This is a genomic window from Notoacmeibacter ruber (assembly GCF_003668555.1).
GTDB lineage: Bacteria > Pseudomonadota > Alphaproteobacteria > Rhizobiales > Rhizobiaceae > Notoacmeibacter > Notoacmeibacter ruber.
In genome coordinates this window covers 118308-138426 of record NZ_RCWN01000002.1, presented here as the reverse complement: position 1 = coordinate 138426, position 20119 = coordinate 118308, and the positions used below count along the sequence as shown (strand labels likewise).

The following is a 20119-nucleotide window of genomic DNA, read 5'->3' as shown; positions in this document are numbered from 1 at the left end:
CCTGTCTACGCTGCGGATGCGGTGACGGGGCGGCCTTCATACCAAACGCCCGACAGCACCAGGTCGGGATCGAGACACACGAAGCTCGCCGGAACCCCGGGGCTGAGACTTCCCAATTCGGGAAACCGGCCGAGGGCTTGCGCCGGGGTCGCCGTAGCGGCGGCAAGCGCGGCTTCCAGGCCCAGCCCGGACATCGCAGAATAGTTGCGGATGGCCGTCGGCAGATCGAGGTCTGCGCCAGCGAGCGTGCCGTCCGCCAACCGCAATGCGCCGTCCTTGCGGATCACGTCACGACCGTTGAGCGAGAACGTCTCATCATCTGTGCCAAAACACGCCATCGCATCGGTGACGAGGGCGATCCTGCTGGTAGCGCCAGCCGCCAGAGCGATGTTGGCAGGATGAACGTGGATGCCATCGGCGATCAGCCCGGCATAGACACTGTCGCGCCGCAAGGCGGCGCCGACGAGGCCCGGTTCACGGTTACCGATCTGGCTCATGGCATTGAACAGGTGCGTCACCATGCTTGCGCCAGCCCTGAACGCTGCATTGGCGGCATCGAAGCCCGTGTTTGTGTGTCCAAGCGCTACGACGGCCCCGCCCTTGGCGATCGCCGCGATCTGCCGGACGTTGGCGGATTCAGGCGCAAGCGTCACGAGCAGGGACGGCAACTCGCGCGCGGCCCAGAGCAGGAGGTCCAGATCTTCCTGCTGCATGGGTCGTATGAGCCCCGGATCATGGGCGCCCTTGCGCAAGGGATCGAGATGCGGCCCCTCAAGATGGAGGCCGGCGAAACCGGGGATACTGGTGCGCGCGGCCTCCACCGCGGAGACCACGGCCCTGGTCGTCGCCTCCGGGTCGGAGGTGATGAGGGTCGGCAGCAGCGCGGTCGTTCCAGCCATCAGGTGGCTCTGGCACATTGCCTCAATGGTCGCGAGGTCCGGCGCCTCATTGAGCAGGAGCCCCGCCCCTCCATTTGCCTGGATGTCGACCAGACCAGGTGCGATCAGCGCGTCCTCCCCTAGGTCGACGATGTCACCGGAGGCGGTCGCGTCGCGGGGACGCACGGCGGTCACAGCCGCGTTATCGACGATCAGATCGTGACGCTCCAGCAATCGGGTCCCGTCGAACAGGCGGCCACTGCGGAATATTGTCATGCGCCGCGTGCTCCTTCGACGGTGGTCTCCCGGCCTGCCGGGTGGACCTGCTCATAATAGTCGCGCAGTTTGAGGCACGACGCCGCTTCGGGGTCGAGGACGATTGTCGCCGACGGGTGGAACTGAAGCGCGGAGGCCGGGCAGGCGGCGCTAACTGCACCTTCGATCATGCGTTCCACTGCTTCCGCCTTTCCCGCGCCAGTCGCGAGAAGCAGGCAGGCGCGCGATTCCAGAATGGTGCCGATGCCCATGGTGATGACGTAGCGGGGTGGTGTTTCGCCTGGCGGGAAATGCGCGGCGTTTGCTTCCAGCGTGCTGCGGGTCAGCGTCTTCAACCGTGTCCGCGAGGTCAGGCTGGAAGTGGGTTCGTTAAAGCCGATATGCCCGTTCCGGCCTATGCCGATCAGCTGGAGGTCGATGCCACCGGCATTGGCGATCCTGCCTTCGTACGCTTTGGCCTCCGCAGCCGGGTCGGGGGCGGCTCCATTTGGGAGATGGGCGTTCGCCCTGTCGATGTCGATGCGGTCGAAGAAAAACCGCTCCATGTAATGGTGGTAGGATTGCGGGTGGCTCGCCGGAAGGCCGACATACTCGTCGAGGTTGAAGGTGCGCGCCCGCGCGAACGACAAGCCTTCATCTCCTGCGATCGCGATCCATCGGTCGTACAGCGGCTCCATGGTCGAGCCGGTGGCGAGGCCGAAGACCGATTTCGGTTTGTCGCGCAGACGGTCCGTCATCAGGTGCGCGGCCCGATCAATGGCGGCATTTGTATCCGTGCAGATGAGGACCTTCATGTGCATTCGCCTTTCGGTCGCTCTTCGGCGAAAAGCAGCGCGCCAATCAGCGGGCTGTCGTGCCGGAATGCGGCAATGGCGGTCTTTATGCGGAACATCGAAGGTTCGCTTGCAAGATAGCTTGCGACGAGATCATGATAACCGCCCGACAGGCCAACGCTGCCGCCCAGAACCATGCAATCAAGGCCGAGACCGGCACGCAGGCTGGCACCGAGATCAGCAATGGTGCGTGCCGAATCGTGGACCAGTTCTTCTGCCCAGGGCGTCCCGGCGCGCCACTGCTCGAAGACCTCCTTTGTCGTGACCGGGTGCCCGAGCGCCTTCGCCCGCTCCGCGATAGCCAAACCCGAGGCCACGGATTCAACGGTGCCGAACCGACCGCAGCCGCAGATCTGGTCGGATTCGCGGGCGCTCATGAAGCCGACATGTCCGGCGAGACCGTTTTCGGACCGCAACAATGTACCGCCGAAGACGAAGCCGCCACCGACGCCCGTCGAAATGGTCACGTAAACCATCGAGGCCGCCTCAGCGGCAGCGCCCCAACGGGCCTCGGCCCATGCCGCGGCGGCGGCGTCGTTAAGCACGTGGACCGGGCGGGCGAGGGCCCCGGACAGCATCTCCGCCAAAGGAAGGTTCTCGATATTCGGCAGCGTCCCGGTGTTGACGGCCGACCAGAGGCCGGAGTTCGTCACGCGCCCGGTGGCGGCAACCCCAAGCGGGCCTTCCGGTTCCGCATCGAGGCGCAAAAGGAGTTGCTCGCAGCTGCGGACAAGGTCTGTTCCGCTCATGGCGCGATTGGTCGGCTCGGTGAGACGCTCCGCGACCTCACCGTTCTCGAAGCGGACGGCGGCGATCTTGGTGCCGCCGATATCCAGCGCGGCCCCGCTCAGTCTGGCGGGTAATGTGCGGTCCGAATTCATGCGTTCAGGCGCAGCCCGCTTTCCGGGCTGAAAAGGTGCAATCTAGCGGGGTCGAAGGCAAGATTTATCGAAGCGCCCGGAGCGATGTCGGTGCGTTCGCGAATGACGACGTCAATGCGGGTGCCATCGAGATCGCATTCCAGCAGGGTTTCGTTGCCAGTGGGTTCGAGGACTTTCACGATCGCGGTCGCGCCGGTCTCGGTTTCCGAAATGGTGATGTGCTCGGGCCTGATGCCGAGGGTGACGTCGTCCCTGCCGATATCTGCCCCTTCCGGGATGGGCAGGAGCATTTCATTGCCGACCAGGAGGCGGGGGGCGACTTCGCCTCGATCGACGCGGGCCTTGATGAAGTTCATCGCGGGCGCGCCGATGAAGCCGGCGACGAAGATGTTGGCCGGGCGGTCATAGAGTTCGAGCGGCGGACCGGCCTGTTCGATCACGCCGTCGCGCATCACGACGACCCTGTCGGCCATCGTCAGGGCTTCGATCTGGTCGTGGGTGACGTAGATCGACGTGGTCTTCAGCCGCTGGTGAAGCTCCTTGATCTCCTTGCGCATCTGAATGCGAAGCTTGGCGTCGAGGTTCGAGAGCGGCTCGTCGAACAGGAAGACCTGCGGATCGCGCACGATGGCGCGGCCCATCGCGACGCGCTGCCGTTGGCCGCCGGAAAGCTGCTTGGGAAGACGGTCCATCAGTTCCGACAGGCCAAGAATCTCGCTGGCCAGCTTGACGCGTTTTTCGATTTCCTCCTCCGAAGCCTTGCGGATGCGCAGGGCGAAGGACAGATTCTTGCGGACATTCATGTGCGGATAGAGCGCATAGGACTGGAACACCATCGCGATGTCGCGATCCTTCGGTGCCACGCCGTTCACCTTGGCGCCACCGATGCTGATGTTGCCGGCGGTGACAGACTCCAGACCGGCTATCATCCGCAAAAGCGTGGACTTGCCGCAGCCCGACGGGCCGACAAGGACAAGAAATTCCCCGTCCCGAATTTCTAACTCGATATTTTTCAGAACCTTGACGGCACCGAATTCCTTGTTGACGCGGTCGATCGTGACATCTGCCATTCACTTATTCTCCTTGTGGGCCGAGTTCGACGCGTGCACGTCGCCACGGCAAGGTCCTTTACATCCGCATGTAGCGCGTGACGGTCAGGGGTGACCGTCATCTCCAGGCGTCGGCATCGAGATCGACGGGCTTTCCCGTTCGGGCGGATTGTTCTGCAGCGTTGACCATTGCGACCGCGGCCATGCCGTCGTCGGCGGAAACCGGGACCGATGCATCCTGCCTGAGCGCGGTCACGAAGGCGCGGTTTTCGTTGACCAGTGCCGGAGTCAAAAGCGGCTGCTTGGTGCCGCCGGTCCCGTGAAGGGTTGTCACCGCATTGGCAAAGTCGAGATTCACGATCCCCTTGTCGCCGGTGATGTCGAGTTTGAAGTCAAAGCCTGACGGGTGGTTTTCTGGCACGAACCAGCCGCAGTGCAGACATGCGACCACACCGTTGTCGAAGCGGATCGTCGTGAAGGTCTCGTCCTCCACATCGTATCCGTGCGTGACGCTGGTGGCATTCTCGCAGAAGATGCGGACCGGCTCGGCGCCGACCACCCAGCGCAGAACGTCGAAGTCGTGAACGCCGAGGAAACCAAGCACGGAGATGCGGCCCTGGATCCGCCGGGACTGGGTAATGATGTTCGTGCGGCGCGCAAACACGCTGACCAGCCGTCCCAGATCGCCGCTGGCGGCCCGCTCCTTGGCAAACTGATATTCTGGAAAGAAACGTAACGTGTGGCCGATCATCAGCTTTACGCCCGCCTCGTCAGCCGCCTGCCGGATCTTGAGGCTTTGCTCGATCGTCGGCGCGATCGGTTTTTCAAGCAGGATGTGCTTGCCGGCGGCTGCCGCCGCTATAGCGGGTTCGCCGTGCAAGTGGTCCGGGGTTGCGATGACCACGGCCTCAATTTCCGGATCGGCAAGCAGCTCCCGATAGTCCGCAATCGCTTTCGTGCCACTGCTCTCGGCTGCCTTGATCGCAGCCTGAGACGGATCGGCGATCGCCGTCAACTCGGATTCGGTGATCTGCGCCAGAGCAGCGGCGTGAGCGCGACCTATTTCGCCGTATCCAATCAATCCAATTTTGGTCTTCTTCACCGGATGCCCCCATGGTTGCCATCAGCATATTTTACATATGACAAAAAATTTTGACAAGAAAAAATTTTGCTGATAATTATCTATTATTGCGAGACCCGGAACGGCCATCGCTTCGTAGAAGGTAAGGGAGAATTCCTGATGAGATCCTGTTCAAATCGTCTATTGAAATTACTGGCTGGCACAGCAATCGTCACCACGACGGTCGCGGGAGCGGCGGTCGCGCAAGACAAGCCCTATGAAGGGACCACAATCACGGTTCTGCTCGAGGGGCATCCGTCGACCGAAGCCATCATTGAGATGCTGCCTCAGTTCGAGGAAGAGACCGGTATCAAGGTCGAGCCCGAAACCGTCCCCTACAGCGATCTCACGTCGCGCGCGCTGCTCGAATTCTCCACTGGCTCGGGCCGCTACGACGTCGTGATGGACGACTGGGTCAAGGCCATCGGATATGCCAATGCCGGCTTTATCGCGCCGCTCGACGAATTCATGGCAAGCGAAACGAGATTTTTTGACAGATCCGACTTCGTGCCGGCCTACCTCGACACGATGAGCTACGAAGGCGCCCAATATGGCGTGCCAGTCTATGGCGAAAGTACCTTCCTGATGTATCGCAAGGACCTGTTCGAAGAGTACGGCATCGCGGTCCCTAAGACTTTTGAAGAGCTGCGCGAGGCAGCCAAGACCATCCAGGAAGGCACGGACGGCGAAGTCGCCGGCATCACTATGCGCGGCGAGCAGGGCATACAGAACGTCTATGTCTGGTCTGGCTTCCTATGGGGATTTGGCGGCCAGTGGTTCGATGAGGACGGGCAGTCGGCCATCGACTCGCCCGAAGCCGTCGAGTCGCTCGAATTCTTCGGTGACCTCCTGAAGGATTACGGTCCGACCGGAGTGGCCAATTTCGGCTGGCAGGAGAACCGCCTGCAGTTCCAGCAGGGTAAGGCGGCGATGACAATTGACGCGACAGTCAACGGCGCGTTTGCCGAAGATCCATCCGAATCCGATATCGTCGGTAAGGTCGGTTACGCGCCGGTCCCGGTCTCGACCGACGATCTGAAGGGCGGCAGTTCCTCGCTCGCCATCCATGGTTTCTATCTCAACGAGAACAGCGATGCGAAGGAAGCGTCCTGGCTGTTCATGAGCTGGGCGACGGCTGCGGAGCAGCAGGCGGCCGCGATCGAGATCAAGCCGCATTCGGGCGTGACATCCCAGTCGGCCATGGATTCCGAGGCCTTTCAGTCGCGCTACGGCACATTCGCCGACGCCATGGTGACCGCGGTTTCACGTGGCAACACGCAATATCTGCCGAATGTGCCGGCGGCGAACGAAATCATCAACAATACCGGCATTGCTATCTCCAAGGTGATCGCCGGCACCGAGGATGCCGCCAGCGCATTGGCTACGGCCAACTCAGAAAACAATGACGCGTTGAACTGACGCTTTCATGGAAAGTCCCGACATGTCCCGCCGCTTTCACATCGATCAGTCACGCGCGTTTCTGTGGCCCTCGATCATCGTGATGGCGGCGGTCGCCATATATACGACCGGGTACTCGATCTATTTGAGTGTCTACGACGTCTCGCTTCTGAAACGCCCGCCTTATGACTTTGTCGGCCTGTCGCAGTTCATTGATGTCTTAACGTCGACACGTGCGCAGGCGGCGGTCTGGCGCAGCTTCGTCTATGTCTTTGGATCTGTAACGGTCCAGCTGGTCCTCGGACTGGCGATTGCAATCTACCTCAACCGCGAATTCTTTGGTCGCCGCCTCGTGCGCGCCCTGCTGCTGATACCGCTGGTCATGACGCCCGTCGTCGTGGGGCTGGTGTGGCGGCTCTTCTACGACCCGAACGCCGGGATCATCAACTGGCTGCTCGGGTCGACCATCGGTATCTCGAACATGGACTGGCTCGGCAATCCCTCGATCGCGCTAGGCGCGCTGATGTTCGCGGAAATCTGGCAGTGGACGCCGTTCTTCATCCTGATTTGCATGGCGACGCTGGACAACATGCCGACCGATCCCATCGAGGCGGCAATGATTGATGGCGCATCGGAATGGCAGATCTTTCGGATGATCACCCTGCCGATCCTGATGCCGACCCTCGTGATCGGCGGGTTGATTCGCGCCATTGACGGATTCAAGGTCTTCGACCTCATTTTCGTGATGACGCGGGGCGGGCCAGCCTTGTCGACGGAAACCTTGAACATGTACGCCTATATCGAGGCCTTCAACAATTTCAATCTAGGCAAAGCAGTCGCCATGAGCTTTGTCATGACGCTGATCGTCTCCATCGGCATGACGTGGCTCTACAGCCGCATCGCGAGGGAATCATGACGGAAAGTTGGTCCAAGCCTCTAAGGACGGTCTTCTTTTATAGCGGCATCGCAGTCCTACTCATATTCTTCCTGGGTCCACCGCTCTGGCTGGTCTCCACTTCCATCAAGCTGCCGAAAGACGCCTTCGCGTTACCGCCCAAGCTGATCTTCACGCCGACCCTTGAGAACTACCAGGCGCTGCTCGGAAACGACCAGTTCCTGCGAGCGCTGTTCAACAGCATCGTCATCGCCGGGACATCGACGGTGATCTCAGTGGGGATGGCGGCGCTGGCAGCCTATGCGCTGGTGTTCTTCGGCCTGCCGCGCAAGAAGGGTATCATCACCTTCTTCCTCTCGCTGCGCGTCGCCCCGGCCATCATCTTCGCCCTGCCGGTCTTCTATCTCACCGTGAATATCGGGATCCGGGACAGCCACCTGATCATGATTACCGTCTACACGGTGATGAACCTGCCCATCGCGATCCTGCTTCTACTGACCTTCTTTGAGGATGTCCCTGGCGAAATCAGGGAAGCGGCGCTGATCGACGGCTGCAGCGAGTGGCTGTGTTTTCGCAAGGTGATGGCGCCGCTCGTCAGCGGCGGTCTGACCGCGACGATGATTCTGGTACTTCTGTTTAGCTGGAACGAGTTCCTTCTTGCTCTTGTGCTGACTGGACAGAACACCCAGACTTTGCCTGTGGCCATCACCAACTTTCTTACTTTTCAAGGTACCGATTGGGGGGCGATGTCAGCGGCGGGTACGATTATCATGACACCCATGCTGATTCTCGGAATCGCCGTTCAGCGCTATCTTGTTCGGGGCATGACATTGGGGGGGATCAAATAATTTGCATGCTTGCCAAGGCCGGCCGCCTGCCGGAAGCCGTTCAACGCGGTGGTACGAGCCCGCAAACAGGATGACCATGTCCCATGCTGAATAATCACACGCCCGTGCTGCCCAACATCAAGATCAGCGCGCCGAACATGACGCCGACAATGCAGCGCATCGCCGCCTTCGTTCTCGATCATCCTGAAGAAACAACGCAGATGTCGGTCGAGGAGCTTTCGACGCATATCAAGGTGAGCATCGCGAGCGTTTACCGTTTCTGCCGCGAAATGAACTACCAGACGTTTTCACATCTTAAGCTGGCGATCGCTCGCGAACTGTCGACGCAGGTCAGGGATGGCAGCCCGGATAGCGATGGCGAGCCAGCCCACACGCTGTTTGACGAATATGCCGAGAAGGTCCGCGAAACCGGCAGTTTCCTCAATGCAAAGACGCTGGCCTCTGTGACCGACCTGATCTTAAGATCTGACCGCATCATGGTCGTCGGGCTAGGGGCCTCCGGTATCGGGGCGAGCTTCCTCCACTATAAGTTCTCTCGGGCGGGCATTGTCTGCCACCGCCCCATGGACATGCATCTCGCGACCATGCTGGCGAGCAGTTTCGGACCAAAGGATCTGCTGATCGTCTTTTCCGCTTCGGGCGCCACGCGCGACATTGTCGATATTTGCGGGCTGGCAACGAAATCCAAGACCCCGATAGTCGGGATCACCAGTCGGCGCAAAAACCCTGTCGAGAAATACTCAACATTTCATCTCGTCGCCGTCGCATCGGATTCTCCAGTCACAAGTGGCTCAGGAGCGAGCGTGATTAGCCAGATCGCCCTGGCAGACAGCATTTATATCGATATTTACAATCGTAACGAATCCATCCGCAAGCATGTGGAGTTGACGACAGATACGATCATTTCCAAACATTTGTAGGTCTCTTGGTTTCCCGACGAGTTCGAGCGATGCAGGACGCCGTGAAAGTCAATTCAATCGGTTATGATGCCAAGAGTTGCCATTTCTTAAAGGAAATATTCCTATGATGGCGATGATTCGAAATGGCGGTCTGAAACGAGACATAAAGAGAGGCTGAGATGAGTTCGATTTCGTCTATGGGCTCCAATATTGCTCTGACGCTTCTGACGCCGGTCGCGTCCTTTTCCCGACCAGATGGGAATGGTCAGAATTCCGAGATGTTGCAGGCCGTCAGCAACCAGAGAGACGAACATGCATCGCGTATGGATGCCCAGCGCGCGCGACAAGCCGAACAACAGTCGCAAGATGACGAAGTGGACTTCTTTTCCGGCGATTATCGCGACAAAATGAATAGCGAATACGCCGCTAGGATGGAGCGATTAGAGGCTTCCCTACAGGATTGGGACAAAATGCGCGATGCTGTATCCAATGACAGTACCATGGATGCGGCGACGAAAGCTCGAAAGCTAGGGAACTTTTCGAATTTTCAACGGACGCTGGAAGCGGTTATCAAGTCCGAACGAAAGATTTATGACAATTACCTTGCGACCTACGAAAAGCACCAGGCCGAGCAAGCGACTGGAGCGTCAGGAAGCGTCGCCGATATCTCCGTGTCGAGTTCGACTGGCCAGCTGAGCGTGCAGGACGCCTATAGCGAGTTCTAAGCAGCACTATTGTCCGTCGAATAAACGGATCCGCCTGCGTTGCCGTCTCAACCGCAAGATAGGTGTCAGTCTTATACGACCGATCGATTGCGTGACCTCAGAGCTCCCGGCATCGAATAAAGCAAAGGTGGAGCAAGCTGCTCCGCCTTTTTAATTCAAGCTTACGCCCAGAGGAAGTCGCTCGCATCGACCGCCGACGTTGAGACACCACTGAGAAGGATAGAGGTGTCGTCGAAGGTTAGCAGCGCGTCGCCATTATAATCGGAGACATTCACGGCATCGACTGTCGAACCGACAACGAGATAGTCCGTGCCATCTTCAAAGTCGGTGACAATGTTGGATCCTTCATCTTCTTCAAACCAGAAATAGTCGGTGTCTGCGCCTCCGGTCAGAAAGTCGTTACCTGTCCCGCCGAGCAGATAGTCGATGCCAGCGCCGCCATCGAGCGTGTCCGCTCCGTCGTTTCCATAGATCGTGTCACCTCCTGCGTTACCAGAGATAACGTCACTTCCGCCATTGCCGAAAAGTAGATCGTTACCTGACCCGCCATAAATGAAGTCACCGTAGCTGGTGCCATAAACTTCGTCGTTGCCAGAGCCTGCTTCGACCGTCGCACCTGAAGAAGCCGTCGTGTCGGCGATGTCATCGTAATAAGCGCCAGCGGTAATTATGTCCGCGCCGCTTGATCCGCGGATCGCTTCGATGCCGATGAGTTTGGTGTCGGAAAGGTCGACCTCGCCTTTCGCATAGATATAGGCATCGTAGCTTGAAATGTTCTCGATCGCCTCAATGCCGTGAATCGACGTGATGCCGACGCTGACAAAGGAGTACGCTCCTGTGCCTTGGGGATTTGCGATGTAGATAACATCTCCATACCCGTCTTCTTCTGTGTCGCCGCCGACAAACTGGTCATAGCTACCGCTACCGTAAATATAAAACTCATCATCGCCGGCACCGCCGTCGAGGTAGTCGTTACCGTATCCGCCGATGATAGTGTCATCCCCAGCATCACCGAAAATTACATCGTCATCGAGCCCGTCGACTTCGCCCAACCCACTTCGGCATGGGTCTCAATCAGGAGTTGGGAACGCCGTGTTCCTCATAGGTCTCCAGCAACAGGCCCACCCAGCGGCGGCGTTGCACCTTCGTGGATCGGGTGCATGAAGGGTCTGCTTTGCGACCGAGAAATCCAAGATTGGAGTGAACCATCCCCTCTCACAGCAGTTAAACTGAGACCGTCCAGTCAATCGCCGATCGGCCAGGAGAGTGCCAAATGCGCCGACCCATCGAATTTAAACTCCGCCGCCGGACCCTTTTGGCCGCAAGCGCCGCCTCAGCCGTTGCCGTAGGCTTTGCCCGCCGGGGCGTTGCACAGGAGGCGACGGCCGCCGCACGGCCCGCCGGTCCGGAAACCTCGACCGTAACTCTGACGATCAATGGTAGAGAGCGCGAACTAACCCTCGACAATCGGGTGACCTTGCTCGACGCGCTGCGCGAGCACCTCCATCTTACCGGCACCAAAAAGGGGTGCGATCACGGCCAATGCGGGGCCTGCACCTGCACCGTAAATGGCGAGCGGGTCAATTCGTGTCTCAGTCTCGCGGTCATGCATGATGGCGACGAGGTGCAGACCATCGAGGGGATAGGTTCACCGGACGCGATGGACCCGATGCAGGAAGCTTTTGTCGAGTATGACGGGTTTCAGTGCGGCTATTGTACGCCGGGGCAGATCAATTCGGCCAAATCCGTGCTCGAGGAAATCAACGCTGGAATCCCGAGCCATGTGACCGACGATTTGACCGCCGAGATCGCCGTCACCGACGCGGAAATCCGCGAGCGGATGTCGGGCAATATCTGCCGTTGCGGTGCCTATTCCAACATTCTGGCCGCCATTACCCAGGTCGCAGAGGAGCGGTCATGAGAAGCTTTTCGTTCGAAAAACCTGCCGATGCCGCAAAAGCTGCAGCACGCGCCTCGGAAATTGCGGGTGCGAAATTCATTGCCGGAGGCACCAATCTTCTCGATCTGATGAAGCTCGATATCGAAACGCCGGTGCATCTGATCGATGTCGGGGGTCTCGGGCTCGATGAGATTACCGAAACCGAGGGTGGCGGCTTGCGCATCGGCACCATGGTGACCAATACCGCGCTTTCTGCCGATATGCGCATTCGCCGCGATTATCCCGTCTTGACCCGCGCCATCGCCGCCGGCGCCTCGGGGCAGTTGCGAAACAAGGCCTCAACGGGCGGCAATCTGTTGCAGCGCACGCGATGCCCTTATTTTTACGACACAGCGATGCCGTGCAATAAACGCGAGCCGGGTGCGGGCTGCGCCGCACTCAGCCAAGGCGCGTTTTCGCGCCAGCTCGGAATCATCGGAACATCCGACAAGTGTATCGCCACCCATCCTTCCGACATGGCGGTTGCCATGCGGGCGCTCGATGCGGTGATCGAGACCGTCACGTCGACCGGCATGATGCGGACCATTCCCATCGAGGAATTTCATCTCTTGCCCGGCGACACGCCGGAGGAAGAGACGGTTCTCTTGCCAGGCGAGTTGATCACGGCGGTGACCCTTCCGGCGCCTGTCGGCGGCACGCAAAAATACCACAAGGTGCGCGACCGCGCCTCTTATGCGTTTGCGCTGGTTTCGGTGGCCCTCATCCGCCAGGCGGATGGGACGGGCCGGGTGGCGCTTGGTGGCGTTGCACCCAAACCCTGGCGGTCCGAGGAGGCCGATGCGGAATTGCCCAATGGCGCCCGCGCGGTGATGCGGCGCCTTCTGGAAGGCGCCGAGCCGACCGAGGAGAACGCCTTCAAGGTGACCTTGGCTGAGCGCACGCTCGCCGCCATGCTGGCAGAGGACTGATATCATGGACTTCGACAAGCCTGCCGAAACCAATCTTTTCGATAATGCCGAGATCGTCGGCAAGAAGCATTTGCGCATCGATGGGCCTTTGAAGGTCACGGGCACGGCGCCCTATGCCTACGAGCGCCACGATGTCGTCGAGGGACAGCTCGTCGGCTTTCCTGTCGGCGCAACCATCGCCCAAGGTCGTGTAGTATCCATCGATGCCGAGGCGGCGCGGTCGGCGCCCGGCGTGCGTGCCGTCGTCACGACACTCGAAATCGACCCTCTCGACATCTGGAATTTCAATGTCGCGCGCCTGTTTGGCGGTGATGTGGTCGAGCATTATCATCAGGCTATTGCAGTCGTGGTCGCGGAAACGTTCGAAGAGGCGCGGGCCGCCGCCGCGCTCGTCACCGCCGAGTACGAGCAGGATGATGGCGATTACGATTTGCGTGCCGCCTTCGAGCGTCTGGAAGGCACGGGAGAGCCGGGTACCATGGTCGGCGATGTCGACGCGGCCTTCCGCGATGCGGCGGCGGTGGTCGATCAGATGTATCACACGCCGTCGGAAACTCATGCTATGATGGAGCCCTTCGCTTCGATCGTCGACTGGTCGAACGGCGAGGATATGACCGTCTGGACCTCCAACCAGATGATCAACTGGAACAAGCAGGCGCTCGCCACCAATTTCGGCATCGCTGCGGAGCGGATCAGGGTCGAGAGCCCCTATATCGGGGGTGGTTTTGGCGGCAAGCTCTGGCTCAGGGCCGATGCGGTGCTCGCAGCCATCGGGTCGCGCGAGGTTGGCGCGCCGGTGAAAATGGCGCTGCCGCGCCCCTTCATCATGAACAACACGACCCACCGGTCCGAAACCGTGCAGCGCATCCGGCTCGCAGCCGATGCCAATGGCAAGCTGACGGGCATCTGGCACGAGGCGGCGTCCCATTCGCTGCCCGGGGGGCGCGGCGAGGACGCGACGGCCCAGACCCCGCATTTCTACGCCACACCCAGTATGCGGGTAAAACACCACATCGTCGAAATGCAATTGCCCGAGGCGTCCGACATGCGGGCGCCGGGCGAAGCGTCGGGCCTGATGGCGCTCGAGATCGCCATGGATGAGATGGCCGAAGCCCTCGAAATGGACCCGGTCGAGTTCCGCATCGTCAACGACACCCAGGTCGACCCAAGCAAGCCGAAAATTCCCTTCTCGGGCCGTCATTTCGTTCAATGCCTTGAAACGGGCGCCGAGCGGTTTGGCTGGGCCGACCGCAACACCACGCCCGGAGGTATGCGCGAGGGAGCATGGCTCATTGGGCATGGGGTCGCGGGAGCCTATCGCGGCAATATGACGATGAAATCGGGCGCCCGCGCCATGCTCTCGGGCGGCAAGCTCGTTATCGAGACCGACATGACCGATATCGGCACGGGCTCTTATACTATTCTGGCCGAGACCGCCGCCGAAACGATGGGCCTCACCATGGACGATATCGAGGTCAAGCTCGGCAACAGCGCTTGGCCGGTGTCCTCGGGTTCGGGCGGGCAGTTCGGCGCAACGAGCTCGACTGCCGGCGTTTATGCCGCCTGCGTCGCCTTGCGGGAAAAGATTGCCGACGAGCTTGGCGTCGAGGATGCCGAGTTCGAAAACGGCAATGTGGTTGCCGGCGATACCACCACGGCGCTTGCTGACCTCGATGGCCAATTCACCGCCGAGGACTCTATGAATTTCGGGGATTTTCAGACCGAGGCCTATCTGATGGCGACCTTCGGGGCGCATTTCGTCGAAGTGGCCGTGCATGCGGCGACTGGCGAAACGCATGTCCGTCGCATGCTGGCGGTGTGCGATGCAGGGCGTATTCTCAATCCGGTTACGGCGCGCAGCCAAGTGATCGGTGGCATGGTCATGGCGGTTGGTGCAGCGCTTTCCGAGGAGATGGCGCTCGATACCGGTAGGGGCATGTTCGCCAATCACGATCTTGCCGGATATGAGGTTGCCGTTCACGCGGACATTCCCGAGCAGGAGGTGGTGTTTCTCGATACGCTCGACGGCGTCTCCTCCCCGCTCAAATGCAAGGGCGTGGGCGAATTGGGGATTTGCGGCGTTGCCGCCGCAATCGCCAATGCGGTCTACAATGCGACCGGCGTGCGGGTGCGCGAATATCCGGTGACGCTGGACAAGTTCATAGACCGCATGCCCGAGGTTTAGGACGGAAGTAGTGACGATTTGAGTTTTTGCATTTCCAAAGAGGTCTTCATGGTCTCCGGCGGGTGGTGGATGACCGGCCAGACTATTCTCGTCAACGGCGGTTACACCACCAAATGAACCTTCTTGGCCGACGGGCTGTGCGCCGGCCTTTTCCTTTGGTGAGCCTTCTTGGCCGTTAATCCGAACCGTGACCAATTTGCCCTGCTGGCTCTGGTTGGTATCGCCGCCGCGCTGGGTCAACGCCGTGTCGTCGCGGCCGCCAGACGGGCAGAGGCCAGCTATATCTCTCCATTCGTCTACGTATCGCAGATCTACGCGGCGCTGATCGTTTTCCTGGTCTACGGAGAATTGCCCTCGCTCCGCTCGTAGCTCGTGGCTGTATTATCGTGGTCAGCGCCTTGTTCACGTTGAGCGACGGCAAAGCGAAGGCAGTTTCGTCAGCAACCGGGAGATCTTCATCAGGTACCGCTGAGAAGTAAAAATTCACGCGGCTCATTCTTTCTTTCTGGAAGAATGTCGAATCGTCACGCTGATAAAAAGGGGAGCAGAATCACTCGCGCCTTCCGGGCATTGATCAAAATGCGGCGCTCAAGTGCTCAAAGCTGCCGTCCGACGTTGCCTGCCTCGGTTACCTGACGGCGGACGGAACTGCCGTTCGAACAGAGTTATTGAATGTCCGGTTCCCCAGATGGCCGTCAGTGCCGAACCTCGCGCATTCCTGCCCAGAGCAGGCTTGCGCCCATCAATCCAAAAGTAGCGGCGAAGACGCCCTCGAACCACCTGGCGAACCGTGTGTAGCCACGCATCGCCACACCGGTCGAGAAGAGCCATGCGTAGGTTCCGTAAATCACCAACCCCGAGAGCGCACCCATCGGACCGAATGCGAGCACATGCCAAGAGCTCAACCCCTGGCCAAACAGGAAGGACGCGACAGCTGCCCACATGAGCGCAGCCTTCGGATTGGTGAGCAGAACGAGGATACCGCGTCGCCACGCTTGTTTGTCGCTCAATGGTCGCGCATCGGGAGTGAAACTGGTCTTCGCGCTGCCCTGAAAGGTCGCTCGCGCTGCTTTGATGCTCAAGAACAGGAGATAGCCTCCCCCCAGGAACTTCAGCACGAGGAGAGACAATGGGAATGCTTCGATGAGTGCGCCAAGGCCGAAGGCCGTCGCCATCGACCAGACGAGCATACCCGAAGAAATGCCTGTTACGACGAATAGTGCTGGTCGTCTACCTTGCGCCAAGCCAACAGAGGCGACCGCTGCGAGGTTGGGACCCGGAGAAATCTGGGTGGCCAGAACACCCAGCCAAGTCAAAGCATAAATCGAGATCATAGCGACAAATTTCTCATAAGTGGATCTTCAGCTAGCGTCCTGGATCAAACGTAGCTTAGCAAGGTTTAGAGTATCTGATTCGTTACCAGAACACGTAGGCGGTCGGTCTTGGACAAGAGGAGATTGCAGGGTGTACCCGCGGCGCAGGCCTGCTGACGCCGAGGTGCATACTGCCGGTAGCACCAATGTAAATTGGGTTCAGAGCTGCAGCCCGCAGCTGCGTGCCTGAATGACCAGTCCGCGAAACTGACGCTTTCAGTGCTGGAGCCGTGCCGTGAGAATCTTCGTGCCGGCAAACCCGAAGCCGATCGCAAAAGCACCCTCGAAAATCCGCCGCAGGCGTAGATAAAGACGAGTCATCGCCTGCGAGGAGAAGAGCAAGGCGTATCCATGGAACACGATAAAGCTCTGAAGTCCCACAGCGATGATGACGATCGCCAATTGCGAGGCCGAAGTACCGGCCGGGATGCCGATAGAATAAAGCGACCCGAAGAACAGGATCGCCTTGGGATTGGTGACGTGAAGCATGAGTCCCTTCGCGAAGAGAGCGGGCGGACGTCCCGTCATCGACTTCATCGGGACATCCTTTCGCGAAACGGCGGACCGGGCTGACTTGAAGGCAAGGTACATCAGGTAAGCCGAACCGCCGTACCGTATCACTTCAAAAACCCATGCATTCGCAAGCATGACGGCGCCCAATCCGAGCGCCGCAGCAATCGACCACATGAGCGATCCGACCGTGATGCCGGACGCGATGGGCAGGCCGGCGGAGCGACCGGATGTCATGGACGTGCCTGCGATTGCCAGCGTCGCCGGGCCGGGACTGCCGGTTGCGATTAAGGCCGCCAGCAGGATCAGCGGAAGATTAGTCTCAATTGGCATGGATCTGCTCCGATCGTGACACGGTCCAATGATACGGAATATCGAGGAGCGTTGGAATGGGCTCGTTCTCGCCATTCCGTTTCGATCAGCGGCTTCTTTGAAGCTTGTCTGGTGTTCGCTCGGTTGCTCCTAGGGTGGGATGCTTCCTGCAAACCGCATTAGATTATCACGAGCGATCATGCTTCGCTTCATAAATGATGCGGCCCTTCAGTCGCAGGGTAGCAGACCTACCGGCGTATTTGAGCTTCCTTCTTTGTCGGGTGTTAACGCGATTCCGGTATTCGGGCCTTTTTAAAACACGACCGCGATGGAGCATTTTATTCGATGGTGATCGACGCTACAACGATCATGTTGGCGGGTGGCATCGCTTCACTGGCGAGCGGCTTCATGTTGATCCTGTTCTATTTTCAAAAGCGCTGGGGAGCGAAGGCGGCCTGTGCCTGGGGTATCGCCAATGCCAGCATGGGTGCGGGTGTTGTCCTGATCGCGGTTGCTCGCGCGATGCCGGATAAGGTCTGGATAAGTGCGCTGGCCTATCCGTTTCTTGGTATTTCGGCGCCGCTGACATGGATGGCAGCACGGCTTCTGGGCCAGGGTTCGCTCAACCGTGAATGGATCGCTGTTGGCGCGATCACCGTTGTAACGGCGCTGGCGACCGCCACAGCCTTCGCGGCGTACGCGCCGGGACTAGCAGTTCACATTATGGCGTCCGCCGCCTTCTATGTGATGGCGATTGCAGAACTGCGGAAGTCGAAAGTTCCGCATTTGTCCAGACGTCTTCCGCTCATGGCTATGCTCGGCCTTCTGTCGCTGGCTCTGATCATCATGTCGTTGAGCGTTGTGCCTCAGCCCGGCATAGAGTGGTTCAGAGCGACCAGCGGCACCGATCTGATCCACTTTGTCGGACCGATCTATGCCGTCGGCAGTGCGGTTGTCATCGTTCTGATCATCAATGAGCGTGAAACGGAATTCCACAGGGAAGCGGCTAGGTCCGACCCGCTTACCGGCATGGCAAACCGCCGCGCCCTTTGGTCCGGCGGCGAGCGTCTTGTAGACGAGATGCATATGAGCGGGAGCCGACTTGCCGCGCTTGCGTTCGACCTCGATGACTTCAAATCCGTCAATGACAGGTTCGGCCATCCCGTCGGCGACAGGGTGATCCGGCTTTTCGCTGAGGTTCTTACCACCGGTCTTCGGTCAGGAGACTTGGCGGCCCGCATTGGCGGGGAGGAATTCGTCGCCCTGTTGCCAAACACCACCATTCGGAGCGCAACCGAAATTGCCGAGCGAATCCGTTCCGATTTCCATGACCGTGGCCGAAGTGTCGACGGGCTTCCCATCCAGGCCACCACCAGCATCGGCCTTGCTCTGCTGCAGGAGACCGAGGGATTGGATGGGGTTATCGCCAAGGCGGACCTGGCGCTTTACAAGGCGAAACGTGGCGGGAAAAATCGAGTGGAAGTCGTGTTCGGGGCAGATCGTCCGGACATTGATGACAACGTCTACCGTATCGCCTGATTCAGTGATCTCGGTCGTCTGGTGACGCACGTCGCCGGCTGCCCCGACTAGGCTTCTACCACGACGTTCGAATAATCAGGAATTTTCCGATACCTCGCAAGCGGCAAAATACAGACGTCCAGCGCGACTTTTCGTCTTGCATTGCGGTCCTTGACCATTCTGGCGGCTGTCGCGGTGGCAATCGGCCGTCTATTGCCGGCGTCTCATAGCGATCAGACGAGCCGCACCATGGCCAGCAAAACGGGTTCGGATGGCACGCATGTCGTCCTGAGAAGTTATACATCTCCGATCGTGTGTCATAGGACGCAATAGCTCGGCTTGTCGCGACGGTGGACCGAAATTTTCTTTCCCTGCCAGCTACGCCACCCTTTTCCGCAGAGTAAATCTCTCGGTCCGCGAAGCACTATCCTCCGCACAATATCACGAAAGCCCGCTTAGGAGTTCCCTTGTTGCCGGCATGCGTTTAAGGCTTGAGGAAATCCGATCGCGCCACCGGGGGCCCTGGGAGAGGGCGTGTTCGTAGGCCTCGGCCAGATCGTCTGGTCGATCTTCCACGAGAATGCGGATCAGGAAGTCGGCTTGGGCCCTGTCTTTGCGCGCCTTCACCGCCTCCGGGCCGTCTTGCCGCCTGCTGGCGACGATCAGCTTGTGGATCGCAAAGCGCTCGGGGCGTGGAATCTGCACAAGGACACCGGACCGGTAGAGTGCCAGCGCGTGAATGGGCTCCGCGATCAGGAAATTGAGGTAGTTCAACGCCTGAGCACTCACGCCTAGCGCCGGAAGCGGCTTGACGCCTTCGCCGCCGAAAGCCGGCGTCAGGAACTCCACCATGGCCTCGCCACCGCTTTGACGCCACTTCCAGACTTGACGGTCGAAAATACCCGGTACGGCGTCGAATTTCATCGACTGAAGAATATCCCCCGGCTCTTCCTCGACCCGGTCGCCCAAAGCTAGCGATAACCGCTCGAAGCTCGTGAAATCGATATCCCCCGTTTGGGCAAGTTCTTCAGAGTCGAAGCGAACACCAAGCTCTCCCTGATAGAGTGCGTAGGCTGCTGTTCCGATCAACGTGCCGCCCAGCCGGAAAACGCCGGCACGCGCGAAGGCCAGCAGCAGTGAGCCTGTCTCCCGGTCGGTTCCGATCATCCCTTCGGACCTCAAGACGCGCGCCAAACGCGACATGCGCGCCTTTCGCTCCTGTGCCTTCTTCTTCAGATCAGCCGCGCGTGCCAGACGATCGCGCAAGGTGGGAGTATCCTCGCCGAGATAGCGACTTTTCATCTCGGTCCCGACCCGAAACCGGTAGTAGAGGTAAGTTCGCCCGTTGCGGTGACGCTCTTCAATGCTGCCCACAACTTCCGACGCCGCTTTTTCGAGATGCATGCGCAGCAAGTCCTGATATGCCACCTGGGCAGAACGGGAGTGCGATATCGGCTCCATCTGCAACCTATGCATCGTTCGTGTGCATCGAACATAAGTTTGATACACGCAATCGGCTATGGGTATCAAACTTTTCTTTGATACCCATAG

19 protein-coding genes are annotated in these 20119 nt (G+C 59.5%); 10 read left to right on the top strand and 9 right to left on the bottom strand.

The window, feature by feature from the left end; translation table 11 throughout:
- Nucleotides 1–5: 5 nt before the first annotated feature.
- The 5 genes from nagA to D8780_RS15170 form a co-directional block, all read right to left on the bottom strand.
- Nucleotides 6–1154, bottom strand: a complete 1149-nt coding sequence (gene nagA, locus D8780_RS15190; protein ID WP_121646717.1) for an N-acetylglucosamine-6-phosphate deacetylase — start codon at nucleotides 1152–1154, stop codon at nucleotides 6–8.
- Complete coding sequence (nagB, locus tag D8780_RS15185) at nucleotides 1151–1948, bottom strand: glucosamine-6-phosphate deaminase (protein WP_121646716.1); 798 nt, start codon at nucleotides 1946–1948, stop codon at nucleotides 1151–1153. The genes nagA and nagB overlap by 4 nt, the downstream gene beginning before the upstream one ends.
- Entirely contained in the window at nucleotides 1945–2868 is a 924-nt protein-coding gene (locus tag D8780_RS15180) for an ROK family protein (protein WP_121646715.1), read from the bottom strand. Before D8780_RS15180 ends, nagB begins: the two co-directional genes overlap by 4 nt.
- Nucleotides 2865–3938 (bottom strand): ABC transporter ATP-binding protein, encoded by a 1074-nt coding sequence (locus D8780_RS15175; protein ID WP_121646714.1) that lies wholly within the window; start codon nucleotides 3936–3938, stop codon nucleotides 2865–2867. The genes D8780_RS15180 and D8780_RS15175 overlap by 4 nt, the downstream gene beginning before the upstream one ends.
- 97 nt (nucleotides 3939–4035) lie before the next feature.
- Complete coding sequence (locus D8780_RS15170) at nucleotides 4036–5019, bottom strand: Gfo/Idh/MocA family protein (RefSeq protein ID WP_121646713.1); 984 nt, start codon at nucleotides 5017–5019, stop codon at nucleotides 4036–4038.
- 138 nt (nucleotides 5020–5157) lie between these two features.
- On the opposite strand from D8780_RS15170, the gene D8780_RS15165 reads away from it, so the two are divergent.
- From D8780_RS15165 to D8780_RS15145, 5 genes are all read left to right on the top strand, one after another.
- Nucleotides 5158–6456, top strand: coding sequence for an ABC transporter substrate-binding protein (locus D8780_RS15165; RefSeq protein ID WP_121646712.1), 1299 nt, complete (start codon nucleotides 5158–5160; stop codon nucleotides 6454–6456).
- Nucleotides 6457–6478: 22 nt separating this feature from the next.
- Entirely contained in the window at nucleotides 6479–7351 is an 873-nt protein-coding gene (locus tag D8780_RS15160; RefSeq protein ID WP_121646711.1) for a carbohydrate ABC transporter permease, read from the top strand.
- Nucleotides 7348–8178 (top strand): carbohydrate ABC transporter permease, encoded by an 831-nt coding sequence (locus D8780_RS15155; protein ID WP_121646710.1) that lies wholly within the window; start codon nucleotides 7348–7350, stop codon nucleotides 8176–8178. Before D8780_RS15160 ends, D8780_RS15155 begins: the two co-directional genes overlap by 4 nt.
- 104 nt (nucleotides 8179–8282) lie before the next feature.
- On the top strand, nucleotides 8283–9098 hold the full coding sequence (locus D8780_RS15150; RefSeq protein WP_158598528.1) for a MurR/RpiR family transcriptional regulator: 816 nt from the start codon (nucleotides 8283–8285) through the stop codon (nucleotides 9096–9098).
- A 158-nt stretch (nucleotides 9099–9256) separates the two neighbouring features.
- Entirely contained in the window at nucleotides 9257–9802 is a 546-nt protein-coding gene (locus tag D8780_RS15145; RefSeq protein ID WP_147440339.1) for a hypothetical protein, read from the top strand.
- 161 nt (nucleotides 9803–9963) lie between these two features.
- Here D8780_RS15145 and D8780_RS16030 read toward each other — a convergent pair whose 3' ends face one another.
- On the bottom strand, nucleotides 9964–10854 hold the full coding sequence (locus D8780_RS16030; protein WP_121646707.1) for a calcium-binding protein: 891 nt from the start codon (nucleotides 10852–10854) through the stop codon (nucleotides 9964–9966).
- A 221-nt stretch (nucleotides 10855–11075) separates the two neighbouring features.
- On the opposite strand from D8780_RS16030, the gene paoA reads away from it, so the two are divergent.
- From paoA to D8780_RS15120, 4 genes are all read left to right on the top strand, one after another.
- Nucleotides 11076–11723 (top strand): aldehyde dehydrogenase iron-sulfur subunit PaoA, encoded by a 648-nt coding sequence (paoA, locus tag D8780_RS15135; protein WP_121646706.1) that lies wholly within the window; start codon nucleotides 11076–11078, stop codon nucleotides 11721–11723.
- Complete coding sequence (locus D8780_RS15130) at nucleotides 11720–12670, top strand: FAD binding domain-containing protein (protein WP_121646705.1); 951 nt, start codon at nucleotides 11720–11722, stop codon at nucleotides 12668–12670. Before paoA ends, D8780_RS15130 begins: the two co-directional genes overlap by 4 nt.
- Nucleotides 12671–12674: 4 nt before the next feature.
- The gene (locus tag D8780_RS15125) at nucleotides 12675–14855 is read left to right on the top strand and encodes a xanthine dehydrogenase family protein molybdopterin-binding subunit (RefSeq protein WP_121646704.1); all 2181 of its coding nucleotides are present in this window, start codon (nucleotides 12675–12677) and stop codon (nucleotides 14853–14855) included.
- Nucleotides 14856–15023: 168 nt separating this feature from the next.
- A complete protein-coding gene (locus D8780_RS15120) occupies nucleotides 15024–15224 on the top strand; it encodes a hypothetical protein (protein WP_121646703.1) in 201 nt (66 codons plus the stop codon).
- A gap of 326 nt (nucleotides 15225–15550) precedes the next feature.
- Here D8780_RS15120 and D8780_RS15115 read toward each other — a convergent pair whose 3' ends face one another.
- Both D8780_RS15115 and D8780_RS15110 read right to left on the bottom strand, forming a co-directional pair.
- Nucleotides 15551–16189 (bottom strand): LysE family translocator, encoded by a 639-nt coding sequence (locus tag D8780_RS15115; RefSeq protein ID WP_121646702.1) that lies wholly within the window; start codon nucleotides 16187–16189, stop codon nucleotides 15551–15553.
- 255 nt (nucleotides 16190–16444) lie between these two features.
- Nucleotides 16445–17071, bottom strand: a complete 627-nt coding sequence (locus tag D8780_RS15110) for a LysE family translocator (RefSeq protein ID WP_121646701.1) — start codon at nucleotides 17069–17071, stop codon at nucleotides 16445–16447.
- Between the two features lie 324 nt (nucleotides 17072–17395).
- Here D8780_RS15110 and D8780_RS15105 point away from each other — a divergent pair, with 324 nt between their 5' ends.
- Nucleotides 17396–18589 (top strand): GGDEF domain-containing protein, encoded by a 1194-nt coding sequence (locus D8780_RS15105; RefSeq protein WP_121646700.1) that lies wholly within the window; start codon nucleotides 17396–17398, stop codon nucleotides 18587–18589.
- Between the two features lie 420 nt (nucleotides 18590–19009).
- On the opposite strand, the gene D8780_RS15100 is transcribed toward D8780_RS15105, so the two are convergent.
- Nucleotides 19010–19972, bottom strand: a complete 963-nt coding sequence (locus D8780_RS15100) for a nucleotidyltransferase family protein (RefSeq protein ID WP_342633444.1) — start codon at nucleotides 19970–19972, stop codon at nucleotides 19010–19012.
- Nucleotides 19973–20119: the final 147 nt, after the last annotated feature.